Origin of the sequence: Alteromonas gracilis, from assembly GCF_036870955.2 — a bacterium.
GTDB lineage: Bacteria > Pseudomonadota > Gammaproteobacteria > Enterobacterales > Alteromonadaceae > Alteromonas > Alteromonas gracilis_A.
This window is the reverse complement of the sequence record NZ_CP145482.2, coordinates 3008594-3021375: the sequence shown is the minus strand read 5'-3', so window position 1 is coordinate 3021375 and position 12782 is coordinate 3008594. Positions and strand designations below refer to the sequence as shown.

Sequence of the window (12782 nt, the reverse complement as noted above, 5' to 3'; positions counted from 1 at the left end):
AAGAGGTACGCAATTTGTTTCACAAGACGTGTGGCCGAAAAGGTCGTTTTGCTCGCACGGTAGGAATGGCACTCGCCGTGTCTATGACTATGTCAGGCTGTACTACCATCTCAGATTGGTTTGCCGACGAAGAAGAGTTGGAAATACGAAGACTTAAGCCTATTGAGGCCGAGTTCGAGCCCAAAATAAACTGGGAACGAGATATTGGTGATGGTGTAGAGCACTTTTTCTCTCGCTTACGCCCTGTATATGCGTACGACAAACTTTATGCGGCTGACCGCCACGGTGCCGTAGTTGCTATGGAGCCGGATACAGGAAAAGTCATTTGGCAAAAGAATTTTGCGACCTTCAAAAGCGAAGGCATGATGAGCTCGGTGACCAATTTATGGCAAAGCGGTGAAACTGCGCGTATTGGCGGAATTACGGTAGCCGATAAACTGGTTTTTATTGGCACTGAAAACGGCTATGTTGCTGCGCTTGATGCCGAAACGGGTGAACTCTCATGGGACGCGACGGTACCGGGTGAAGTGCTTGCAGCACCTGCCGTTGACGAAGGCATTTTGGTAGTAAACACCGGTGCGGGAAGCTTGTTTGGATTTAGTACCCGTAGCGGCGAGCAAATGTGGCGTCATGAAGGCGACACACCGCCATTAACACTACGCGGTATTTCAGGCCCAATTGCGTCAAACGGCGGAGCCATTGTTGGTACCCCGACAGGCAAAATTCAGGTTAATTTGATTGATTCTGGCGTTCTTGCTTGGGAGACGGCGATTGCCACGCCAACAGGTGCAACCGAGCTAGAGCGTATTGTTGATATTGATACAACGCCTATTTTATATGGCGGCACCATTTATACCGTATCGTACAATGGTACGTTAGCGGCAGTTGAATTGCGCTCTGGCCGCGTAATTTGGAAGCGTGAATATGCGTCTTTTAGAAACCTCACTTTGGACGGCAACAAATTGTTTGTTGTCGACAACAATTCTAATGTGTACGCACTTGATAGACGAAATGGCGTTGAGCTATGGTCACAAGGTGGTTTAAAGTCTCGTTCTTTGACCGCGGCAACACCTGTAGGTGAGCATGTGGTTGTTGGTGACAACTGGGGCTTCTTACACTGGATTGAAAAAGACGGCGGTAAAATCGTTGCTCGACTAGATGTCGGTGGCGATGACGAAGATGACGCTATTTTCGCAGCGCCACTTAACGTCAATAATAATGTTATAGCAGTGACGCGAACAGGAACGGTTGCTTCGGTAAGCATTCCACAATAATAGTTACACTGATACAAAGCGGCGATGTAGTGCTAGCACTATGTCGCCGTTTTTCGTTTTTGGTAAGACAATAATGTTGCGGTATATCCCGTACTTTTATGCCGATTGGTATTAGAAAGTGAACAGGGTATAATGCAGCCTTTCAAAAATCTGCACATTATGACACCGATAAGCGCAGTGCTAGTTTCGGTTTTTTAGTGCTTTTGCTCTCATGACCCTTAGGATCTGATAAATGTTACCCGTTGTTGCTCTGGTAGGCCGCCCAAACGTTGGCAAGTCGACCTTGTTTAATCGTCTTACAAACACCCGTGATGCGTTAGTTGCAGACTACCCGGGGTTGACGCGTGACCGTAAGTACGGTCAAGCGAAGTTTGATAAGCGCCAATTCATCGTTGTGGATACCGGGGGTATCACGGGGGACGAAGAAGGTATTGATGCTGAAATGGCGCAACAGTCATTGTTGGCTATTGAAGAAGCCGATGTCGTTATGTTTCTGGTTGATGCAAGAGCAGGCTTATTGCCTGCAGATCAGGGGATTGCTGACCACTTACGCCGCATAAACAAGAAGGTATTTGTTGTTGCAAACAAAGTCGATGGTATTGACGGTGATAGTGAAAGTGCAGAGTTTTACTCACTTGGTTTAGGTGATATTAAACAAATCGCCGCTGCGCATGGTCGCGGTGTAAGCCAGCTTCTGCAAGATGCTTTAGCGCCCCTAGAAGCTGAATTCCCTGATATGGAAGTGGTTGAAGAAGAACCACAAGAAAGTGAAGATGCTGAAAGTCAACGTCAGCGACTGCAAGAACTACCGATAAAGCTCGCAATAGTAGGTAAGCCAAACGTGGGTAAGTCCACGTTGACTAATCGCATTCTTGGTGAAGAGCGCGTAGTGGTTTATGACATGCCGGGCACAACCCGAGACAGCGTGTATATTCCAATGGAACGTGACGATAGGGAATACATCCTCATTGATACAGCTGGTGTTCGTAAACGCAAGAAAATTAATGAAGCCGTGGAAAAGTTCTCTATTGTAAAAACATTGCAGGCTATTGAAGAAGCTAACGTTGTACTGTTAGTGATTGATGCAAGAGAGGGGATAACAGATCAAGATTTAAGCCTGCTAGGTTTTGTTCTTAACTCTGGCCGTTCGCTGGTTGTTGCAGTAAACAAATGGGATGGCTTAAATAACGACGTGAAAGATGAAATTAAGCGCGAGATGGACAGACGCCTTGGCTTTATTGATTTTGCACGTATTCACTTTATTTCCGCATTGCACGGTTCTGGCGTTGGTAATTTATTTGAATCAGTTCAAGAAGCTTATAACAGTGCTACTAAGCGCATTAATACCGCATTACTTACTCAAATTATGGAAATGGCGCAAGACGATCATCAGCCTCCTTTGGTGAGAGGGCGACGCGTTAAAATGAAGTATGCACACGCAGGTGGATATAACCCTCCTGTCATTGTTATCCACGGGAATCAGGTAGACGACCTTCCTAGCTCATATAAACGCTTTTTAATGAATTATTTTAGAAAAGCATTAGAGATTATGGGAACACCTATTAAGATAGAGTTCAGAGAGGGTAACAACCCATTTGAAGGTAAAAAGAATAACCTTACGTTAGCGCAGCAGCGCAAACGCCGTCGTATGATGTCTTATTATAAAGATAAAAAATAACCACATTCATCGTTGTTTCATTGCGCTTGTAGCGCTTTGAAATCACCTGACTGTGTCTTTTAAAAGCCGCGTTAGCGGCTTTTTTACATTTGGCGGCATACTTTTTGTCTAACAACTCGCGCACCTTCTTTAATCCAAACTAAGGAGCGCGAGAAAGTGATATTTACAACGCTTTGTAACTATTGTTCCGCAAATATTCTTAATCTTGATGTAAAGCTCATAAAGGTATGCAAGCTAAGTAGTTGTCGGCCCATAACTTATTGATAATAAATGGATAATGCCTAGTACTCTCGTTTGTGCACTGTTTTTGCATCGTTCTTACTTTAGCTACAACGTGCTGCAGAATTTTAAGGGTGTAGCGTGATATCGAATTGGCATTAGTTGCAAAATAGTGAGTCATTTCGCGTTTTGGCAATTTTTGTGAGTGCAAGTAACAGCAGTGTTGCCTATGCATTGTATGCAAAAAGCGACACCGCCTTTTTTAAAATAAGACATTGGTGCATGTTTCATTGGAAATTAAATGTCGCCGCGTTTAGCGACATTGCCCTTCGAGTCTCATGGACGTTTCATTTCTAAAGTTAGATTTAGGAAAAACACAGTAAGGATTAATATGTCAGTGAACAAAAATGAAGAAGTCAGTGCTTCACTACAGAAAAACCAAGTATACAATTGGTTTGATAGGTACAAGACAACAGAAGAAAACCGCGTATATACATTGACCCATAACGCTTACACAAAACCAAGTTTGGTAAAGCGTTTCATCAAACTAAGAGGTGCTCTGTAAATATCAATTCCCGCTAGTTAATAGATTCCGAGAGCATAGCGCGGATATTTTTCATTAAAGCAGACTCTTTAGGTACTTGAACATGAGCAAGTAATTCATTAACCAAGGGGTCTGAAAAGTCAGTGGGGAACGTGGTCGCAACTTTGACAATCTTGTCTTCTTGACGGAAGACATACGTTGATGCGTAGATTGTCGGCGTTGTATCTGATTCAGCTTTAAGACCGAGTCGCCAACCTTGAATGGCAGGGTTAACGGTATAAGGTGAGGCAGGAGCAGGAAGGCTAAGCGTGAGTTGTTGGGCTTGAGCGACAGAATTGGCTTTTTCCAAGTCCTCATTGAGCTGTTTGTTTAAGAGTACGTTATCAGCAGTTTCTAGTGATCCCAAAATTGGATAAACAGTCACATCTACTAATGCATCCTCATATGCAGGGTGCGTATAGCGCGTAATGGCACCGTTAAATGGGTCAGAATATAATTGCGTATCCAGTTTAGTAAACTCGCCGATACTGTCTGGAACCGTCAGGCTATTTTCATAATTACTTGCTTCTAGCGCTGAATAAAGATATCGACTAGAAAACACATTCTGCTGTTTGATGTGCGTTACCCATTTGGCTACCAAAGTGTCTATAATTTTGCTTTGAGAAGGTGTCTGTTGCCATTCGGTAAAGGTCGCACTATCAATTTCAATACCGCGCCATTGAAGCGTAAATTCAACAAACTGGGCATTACCATGACTTGTGGTCGTTCCCAAGTTGGCAATTAGCACTTCGTAGTCACTTCCTTCATTAAACGGGGCGAGCGAAGAAAATAGTTGAGTGGCTTGAATAGCATTAACAAAAGCTGCGGGTGCGATAGCATCTTCGATGCAATTTTGTTTTTGAGCTTCAGCCTCGCATAGTGCGTTTAAGGCGTCACTTGGGTAAGTTGAAAATATAGATACCGGATTTTGAATGCTAACCGCGTAGGCACTATTAACAATCTGACTCATTGTCATTGCACATGTAGTACCGAGATATAATGCCTTACGTATGGTTTTCAAAAGCGATTTGCCAGCAAAAGTGCCAGCGCACTGCCTGTGAAAAGCGAAGACTTGTTTGTATGTGCGCAATGACATTGTGGTCGTAGCATTCCTATTGCCGATTAATTTTTACTACTTTACTGGTTATTTCGCCATCAGTCACTCGTGTTTTCACTTCATCACCAATTTCGACATCATCAACATGGTTAACTGTGCTGTTTTCTTTCATGGTAATGGAGTAGCCGCGTGCCAAAGTTGAAAGTGGACTCACAGATTGTAAGAGTGATACATGACCGCCGAGTTCACTTTTTTTGTTCTTTAAATATGTGTGCATTGCATGTGAAAGGCGCTTGTTCAGCGTCGCTACGTTATCTTTCACTCGCGCTACTTTTGTCACCTAAGTGAATATTGCGCTAGTGTCGCTTTTTGTGAATTCAGCTGTTTCTCAGCTTTTGACAAATCGCGCTGTATTTGATGAGTTAGCCTTAAGTGAAGCCGGTCCAAGCTTTGCCATTGTGCTTGAATCTTGCTTTCGGGATGGAGCGCGTCAAGTCGTTGCTTTTTTAAAATGAGTTGTTGTTTACTCGCTGACAAATAATGCGACATGGCGCGCGATAAACGCTGCCGTTGTTGCGCGATAAAGGCTACCAGTGCTGTTGAATCTTGGCTAAGTATCTCAGCAGCAGCTGACGGGGTGGGGGCTCGCATATCAGCGACAAAATCTGAGATAGTAAAGTCTACTTCGTGTCCCACTGCACTGATAACCGGTAATGCGCTTGTTGACACCGTTCGTGCTAGCTGCTCGTCGTTAAAGCACCAAAGATCTTCAAGAGAGCCGCCACCACGCGTGAGCAAGATAACGTCAACCTCATTGCGCTGGTTTGCAGTTTGTAGTGCATGAATAAGCTGTGTCGGTGCAGTATCACCTTGGACCATTGATGGATAGACAATGACTTCCGTCTGCGGGCTTCGACGTTTTAAAACGCTTAGCACATCGTGAAGGGCAGCGCCGCTAGAAGATGTAATGACACCAATTCGATGTATTTTTTCTGGAAGCGGGCGCTTGCGAGCGGCATCAAATAAGCCTTCATTATTTAATTTAAATTTTAGCGCTTCAAAGGCTTGTTTTAACGCACCTTCGCCATCGCTTTCCATGTGCTCAACCACAAGCTGATAGTCACCGCGTGCCTCATATAAGCCGACAGAGGCGCGGACTAATATTTTGTCACCTTCTTTCGGGCGAATACGCACATTGCGATTAGCGCCTTTAAACATTGCTGCGCGAACTTGCGCTTTATTATCTTTAAGCGTGAAGTACCAATGCCCCGACGCTGCGGCAACAAAATTGGAAATTTCTGCCGATAGCCAGATAAGGCCAATTTCACCTTCTAGTACGGTTCTGGCTAAGCGATTTAGCTTAGTAACTGTTAAAATTTGTCGAGAGGTAGATGGCGAATTTGTAAACATAAAAAAAATCACTGGGTTTAATACATTTAGAGTTTACCTGAAAACTAAAAAACACTACAATTGCGCCGCAATTAACCCTCAACTGAATAGGTGTTGTTGCATGCTACGTATCATCCAAGAAGCCCTGACGTTCGACGATGTGTTGCTGGTTCCCGGCCACTCGACCGTCCTCCCTCACACTGCCAACTTACAAACACGCCTTACGCGTGGCGTAACGTTAAATATTCCAATGGTGTCTGCAGCCATGGACACGGTTTCTGAAGCCCGCCTAGCAATCGCGCTAGCGCAAGAGGGTGGTATTGGTTTTATTCATAAAAACATGAAGCCAGAAGAGCAAGCTAAGCACGTACGTGAAGTTAAAAAGTACGAAAGTGGTGTGGTGTCTGACCCTGTAACGGTATCAAAAGACGCAACTATTGGTGAAGTCATTGCACTTTCCAAGCGCCTTGGTTACTCAGGTTTCCCTGTAACTGATGAAGATAATAATCTTATCGGTATTGTGACAGGTCGTGATCTACGCTTTGAAAAACGTCTTGAATTGCCAATTAGCAACGTGATGATAGGTAAGGATGATTTGGTTACCGTTAAAGAAGGCGCAAGCTCTGATGTTGTACTAGACCTTATGCATGAGCACCGCATTGAAAAAATTCTTGTGGTTGACGATGCATTCAAGCTTACAGGCCTTATCACCGTTAAAGATTTCCAGAAAGCTGAAAATAAACCTAACGCATGTAAAGATTCGCTAGGTCGTCTTCGCGTGGGTGCAGCAGTAAGTGTTGGCCCAGGTACTGACGAGCGTATCGCGCTATTGGTAGATGCAGGTGTTGATGTATTGCTTATCGATACATCACATGGTCACTCACAAGGTGTTATCGACCGTGTTAAGAAAGTGCGAGCTGACTATCCAGATGTACAAATTATTGCAGGTAACGTGGCAACAGGTGACGGTGCAAAAGCGCTGGCTGATGCAGGTGTAGATGCAGTTAAAGTAGGTATTGGCCCTGGTTCAATTTGTACTACACGTATTGTTACAGGCTGTGGTGTGCCACAAATTACTGCAGTGTCAGACGCTGTTGAAGCGCTTAAAGATACTGATATTCCTGTCATTGCAGACGGCGGTATTCGTTTCTCAGGTGACATCGCTAAAGCACTTGCCGCTGGTGCAAGCTGCGTAATGGTGGGCAGCATGTTAGCTCGGTACAGAAGAAGCGCCAGGTGAAGTGGAGCTTTTCCAAGGTCGTTATTACAAGTCTTACCGCGGTATGGGCTCACTCGGTGCAATGGATCAAAGTCACGGTTCATCTGACCGTTATTTCCAAGAATCTGACAACGCGGAGAAATTAGTACCTGAAGGTATTGAAGGACGCGTTGCATATAAAGGCCCAATTGCGAACATCATTCATCAACAAATGGGCGGCTTGCGCTCGGCGATGGGCTTAACGGGTTGCGCAACAATTGAAGAGCTTAACACTAAAGCACAGTTTGTACGTGTAACGGCAGCTAAGCATGGGCGAGAGTCACGTGCACGATGTAAGCATTACCAAAGAAGCGCCAAACTACCGCTTAGGTTAAGGCGAGTTACCGCTCAGCGTGGTCAAAGTGTTTGACACAACCACGCTGTAAACCCATCCATGGGAGCTTGGCCTCGGCATCCATGCCTCGGACAGGTTGTTTACAAACACTTTGCCCACGCTAACTTGCGACTCGTTGCTTAGTGATTGGAAAAAGAAAAAGGCTTTTTATGAGTTTAAACATACACGCTCAACGCATACTTATTTTGGATTTTGGCTCGCAATACACACAGTTGATAGCACGTCGTGTTCGCGAAATCGGTGTTTACTGTGAGCTTTGGGCTTGGGATGTGACCGAAGAGCAAATCCGTGAATTTAATCCGCAAGGCATTATTTTGTCAGGTGGCCCTGAGTCAGTGACTGAAGCAGGCTCTCCGCGTGCGCCGCAATACGTTTTCGAAGCGGGCGTACCCGTGCTAGGTGTGTGCTATGGCATGCAAACCATGGCTGAACAATTAGGCGGGGCAGTACAGGGTTCTGACAAGCGTGAGTTTGGTTATGCGCAAGTTGAAGTTATCAAGCCAAGCCCGCTTTTAGACAAAATTGAAGACGCCATTAGTGACAATGGTTCAGCATTACTTGATGTGTGGATGAGCCATGGCGATAAAGTAGCGTCTATACCAGCTGGTTTTGAAACTGTTGCACAAACACCATCGTGCCCGCACGCGGCAATGTATAACGAAGAGAAACAGTTCTACGGCGTACAATTCCACCCTGAAGTAACACATACACGCCAAGGTATGCGCTTACTTACCCATTTCATTATGGATATCTGTAAGTGCGAGAAGCTTTGGACCGCTGGCGCAATTATTGATGATGCTATTGAACGCATTAAAGAAAAAGTGGGTGATGAAGAAGTTATTCTTGGCCTTTCTGGTGGTGTTGATTCATCAGTTACCGCTATGCTTCTTCACCGTGCAATCGGCAAAAATCTGACGTGTGTTTTCGTCGATAACGGTCTATTGCGTTTAAATGAAGCTGACCAAGTAATGGAAATGTTCGGCGACCATTTCGGACTTAACATTATTCGCGTTGATGCTGAGGATAGATTCCTTGAGCGTCTTAAAGGCATTGAAGACCCTGAACTTAAGCGCAAAGCCATTGGCAATGAGTTTGTTCGTGTATTCGATGAAGAAGCTGGTAAGCGTGAGAACGCAAAATGGCTAGCGCAAGGTACGATCTACCCTGATGTGATTGAGTCTGCCGGTTCTGCAACGGGCAAAGCGCATGTCATTAAGTCGCACCACAACGTAGGCGGCCTTCCAGAAGATATGGAACTAGGTCTTGTTGAGCCACTGCGTGAACTATTTAAAGACGAAGTACGCAAAATTGGTCTCGAGCTAGGTTTGCCGTATGACATGCTTTACCGTCACCCGTTCCCTGGTCCAGGTCTTGGTGTTCGCGTACTCGGCGAAATAAAGAAAGACTATTGCGATTTACTACGTCGTGCTGACGCTATCTTTATTGAAGAGCTTTACGCAGCTGACCTTTATCAGAAAGTAAGTCAGGCATTTACTGTGTTCCTACCAGTACGTTCGGTAGGCGTAATGGGGGATGCGCGTAAATACGATTGGGTAGTGAGTCTACGAGCTGTTGAAACCATCGACTTTATGACGGCACATTGGGCCCACTTGCCATACGATTTCTTGGGCAAAGTGTCTAACCGTATCATCAACGAAATCGACGGCATTAGCCGCGTGGTTTACGATATTTCTGGTAAGCCGTCGGCGACTATCGAATGGGAATAATAGGTGTTACACCACTATTCTTTCTCTTTCCCCAAATAGGGTGACAGCGCAAAGGCCAGCACAAGTTGTTGGCCTTTTTTGTCTTCCCTGACCCATAACTTATTCTCACTCTTAGACAGCAAGTCAAATCTCTATCTCCTGCGACAATATTGTAGTTAATTGACTTTCTTAAAAATTCTTTTGCACGTTTTTTGAACTGGACTATTCTTTTTTTAGTGATTGTAAAAATTAAACTTAAGAAGAATTGACAGGATGTTTTTGAAGCAAAACATGGCAAGTTGGCAGTTTAAGCTTTACCTCGTTGGCGCAGTTCCGATCTTGGTCTGCTTGTCTATTGTTGTACTAGCATCTAATACACTTTTCTCGCAAAGCGAGTCTCTTCAAAACGCGATTGACGACTTAAAAAGCCGTCAAGATATGTCGCTTTCATTCATGGTGGCAAATCTAGCACTAAATGCAGAAGTAAAATCATTGATTGCGGCATCGTCGAAAGAAGACATCAGAGAAAGTGCAATTGCGACAATAAAAGCGACCTCTACGGTAGAGGAAGAGCTAACAAAATTGAACGCAACGCTTAGCGGCGAGCCTAGCCTAATCGATATGCGAAGGCTGTTCGATGAGATTAAACCTAAGCAAATGCAAGTCATTGGTAAAGCAAAGCGAAATCAAGATGCGGAAGCAATGGTAATTGCCAAAGAAATGAAGCCACTCATTTCAGAACTAGAAAAAATTAGTCTTGATTTAGTAAAGCGAGAATCAGAGCAGCTTACTCAGTTAAAAGAAGCCAATGCTTCTCAGAACACTCGTCTAGTTTATACCTTAATAATATTTTCTTGCGTAGGGGGGCTATATCGCTAGGAATAGCGCTCTATTTTGGTAAGACGTTAAAAAACAGACTCAATCATGTCCGAGTTGTCCTTAGCAAAGTAAGTGAGGGCGATTTAACAAGTAGAGTTGAAAAACGCAGTAAATGCGAAATTGGTGAAGTTAATGACTCGATCTCAATCACAATAGCCAAACTAGAAAAAACAGTACATCAAATATCTGACAGGGCATCGAGTCTATATAGGAATGCTGAAGTTGTAAAAGAAGCGACAGAGCAATCAATAGATAACGTAAAGGCTCTCACTACTACTTATGAACGTATAGATGAAAGCGCCAAAACCAACATAGACATCAGTGAACAAACCGCACAACAGTTGCACATTGCACAAACTAAAAGTTCAGAAGCAAGTGCGACAGCACTAAAAGCATTGGAGCAGGCGAAAGTCACTAAGCAAAACATTGCTGAAGTAAACAACGCTATAAATGTATCTAATCAATGTGCAGAGCAAATGGGGCTTGCCGTTCAAAACATCACTTCGATTTCTGAAACCATTGCGGCTATTTCAGAGCAAACTAATCTGCTTGCTCTGAATGCTGCTATAGAGGCAGCGAGAGCTGGTGAAAGTGGTCGAGGCTTTGCTGTCGTTGCAGATGAAGTCAGGAATCTAGCATCTCGTTCCAATGCATCGGTAGATGAAATAGCGTCTTTGGCACAACAACTAACTGACAGTGTTTCAACGATGGTTTCTCAAATGAGTGAGACAAGTGAAAAAGTTGAAAAACAAGGCCAAGAGTTTGAATCGACCCTGGAGAGCATTCTGAATGCAGAATTGCTGATAAGAAATAGCGAAGAACGAATAGAGGAAACGTCATTACTGGGGGACAAGCAGCTTGAAGAGACCAGGGCTATTATCGCGGCCATGGAAAAACTAAAAGGCGTAATTGATTCAACAACGCTTTCAGTCGCAGATATGGAAGGCTTGTCCGACAGTCTTGCGAAATCATCAAGCAGGCTGCAGTCGCTTGTGTCCTACTTTACATTAATAGGAGGTACTAAGTGAAACAGCTTGCTTTAATCGCGTTATTTTTAACTTCATTTCACGTAGTGGCAACGGAATATGTTTTTGAAGCAGGGCACGCGTCCCTTCAAGAATGGTTGCTTCCTGAAAACGTTCCTACACCGAAGGATAATCCACTGACACCGGAAAAAGTCGCATTGGGGAAAATGCTTTTCTTCGACCCACGTCTCAGCGGTGATGGCAATATGTCTTGTGCTTCTTGTCACTCTCCCTTATTTGGCTGGTCTGACGGTCAGAAGACTGCCCGAGGTCATAAAAGTATGGTGTTGGGCCGTGCATCGCCTGTGGTTGTAAATACGGGGTATAACGACATACAGATGTGGGACGGCAGAGAGAAAACATTAGAGGACCAGTCTATAGGACCAATGCGGAATACCGCAGAGATGAATATGGACATTCCTAAGTTGCGCAATTTCTTACGTACCTCTGATTATAAAGAGCATTTCGATAAGGCATTTCCTAAAGAAACTATTGGCGTAGAGCAAATTGCTAAGGCTATTGCGTCATTTGAACGTACTATTGTCAGCAGAAACTCTCCGTTTGATAAATGGGTAAAGGGAGATAAAACAGCGCTTAGTGAGCAACAGGTTAGGGGCTTTAAATTATTTGTCGACCCGAATAAAGGAAATTGTGCGGTTTGTCACAGTGCGCCCAATTTTACTGACAATGGGTTCCACAATTTAGGCCTTGCCTCCTATGGACAAGAGAACCCAGATCTAGGGCGCTATACCCAGCGGCCTTTGCGTTTAATGAAAGGCGCATTTAAGACACCAACCATCCGAGACATCACACTGTCCGCCCCGTATTTTCATGATGGTAGCGCAGAAACGTTGATGGACGTCGTTGAACATTATGCCATTGGCGGTGTGGTTAAGGAGAATCGCTCGCCAAACATGAAAACGCTGAACTTATCACAGCAAGAAAAGGAAGACATTGTCGCATTTATGGAGTCGCTCACTACGCCTCCTAAAGCATTTGTTCTGCCTATTTTACCACTTTGAGGATGAAGACCATGTATAGGTTATTTATTGCTATCTTTTTTTTGAGTTCAACACCAGCATTGGCTAATGGGCCTGTTGTGGTGGGACAAAAAGACAAAGCATTTACAGTAAGTGAAGTCTCGATAAAAGTAGGAGATACGGTACGGTTTGTTAATGAGGACTCTTTTTTTCACAACGTTTTCTCCCTTTCTGACGCGGCACTTTTTGATTTGGGATCTTTTCCGCAAGGCGAACACCGTGATATTCAATTTGATACGGCAGGAGAAGTAGAAGTTGAGTGTGCTATCCATCCTTCTATGAGGATGGTGATTCACGTAGAAGAGCCCGAGGGCTAAAC

General features: G+C 44.3%; 9 protein-coding genes and 2 pseudogenes. 9 read left to right on the top strand and 2 right to left on the bottom strand.

Going from position 1 to position 12782, the window contains the following annotated elements; translation table 11 throughout:
• Positions 1-14 precede the first annotated feature (14 nt).
• The 3 genes from bamB (at position 15) to V6N89_RS14600 (ending at position 3736) form a co-directional block, all read left to right on the top strand.
• Complete coding sequence (gene bamB / locus V6N89_RS14610) at positions 15-1274, top strand: outer membrane protein assembly factor BamB (protein ID WP_346992862.1); 1260 nt, start codon at positions 15-17, stop codon at positions 1272-1274.
• Positions 1275-1506: 232 nt separating this feature from the next.
• Positions 1507-2952 (top strand): ribosome biogenesis GTPase Der, encoded by a 1446-nt coding sequence (gene der / locus V6N89_RS14605; RefSeq protein WP_338518187.1) that lies wholly within the window; start codon positions 1507-1509, stop codon positions 2950-2952.
• A gap of 610 nt (positions 2953-3562) precedes the next feature.
• Positions 3563-3736, top strand: coding sequence for an exodeoxyribonuclease VII large subunit (locus V6N89_RS14600; protein ID WP_338518186.1), 174 nt, complete (start codon positions 3563-3565; stop codon positions 3734-3736).
• 13 nt (positions 3737-3749) lie between these two features.
• On the opposite strand, the gene V6N89_RS14595 is transcribed toward V6N89_RS14600, so the two are convergent.
• Both V6N89_RS14595 and xseA read right to left on the bottom strand, forming a co-directional pair.
• Positions 3750-4724 carry a hypothetical protein gene (locus V6N89_RS14595; RefSeq protein ID WP_338518185.1) on the bottom strand — a complete coding sequence of 325 codons (975 nt, stop codon included), beginning with the start codon at positions 4722-4724 and terminating at the stop codon, positions 3750-3752.
• A gap of 142 nt (positions 4725-4866) precedes the next feature.
• Positions 4867-6221 (bottom strand): annotated as a pseudogene (gene xseA / locus V6N89_RS14590) (exodeoxyribonuclease VII large subunit).
• A gap of 100 nt (positions 6222-6321) precedes the next feature.
• Between xseA and guaB the strand changes: the two are divergent.
• The 6 genes and pseudogenes from guaB to V6N89_RS14560 all read left to right on the top strand — a co-directional run bounded on the left by guaB (position 6322) and on the right by V6N89_RS14560 (position 12780).
• A pseudogene (guaB, locus tag V6N89_RS14585) lies at positions 6322-7793 on the top strand (IMP dehydrogenase).
• A gap of 169 nt (positions 7794-7962) precedes the next feature.
• Positions 7963-9540 carry a glutamine-hydrolyzing GMP synthase gene (gene guaA / locus V6N89_RS14580; RefSeq protein WP_346992861.1) on the top strand — a complete coding sequence of 526 codons (1578 nt, stop codon included), beginning with the start codon at positions 7963-7965 and terminating at the stop codon, positions 9538-9540.
• 252 nt (positions 9541-9792) lie between these two features.
• Entirely contained in the window at positions 9793-10398 is a 606-nt protein-coding gene (locus tag V6N89_RS14575) for a hypothetical protein (RefSeq protein ID WP_346992860.1), read from the top strand.
• Entirely contained in the window at positions 10374-11426 is a 1053-nt protein-coding gene (locus V6N89_RS14570) for a methyl-accepting chemotaxis protein (protein WP_338518183.1), read from the top strand. The genes V6N89_RS14575 and V6N89_RS14570 overlap by 25 nt, the downstream gene beginning before the upstream one ends.
• A complete protein-coding gene (locus V6N89_RS14565; protein WP_338518182.1) occupies positions 11423-12445 on the top strand; it encodes a cytochrome-c peroxidase in 1023 nt (340 codons plus the stop codon). Before V6N89_RS14570 ends, V6N89_RS14565 begins: the two co-directional genes overlap by 4 nt.
• Before the next feature lie 11 nt (positions 12446-12456).
• Positions 12457-12780 (top strand): plastocyanin/azurin family copper-binding protein, encoded by a 324-nt coding sequence (locus tag V6N89_RS14560; protein WP_338518181.1) that lies wholly within the window; start codon positions 12457-12459, stop codon positions 12778-12780.
• Positions 12781-12782: the final 2 nt, after the last annotated feature.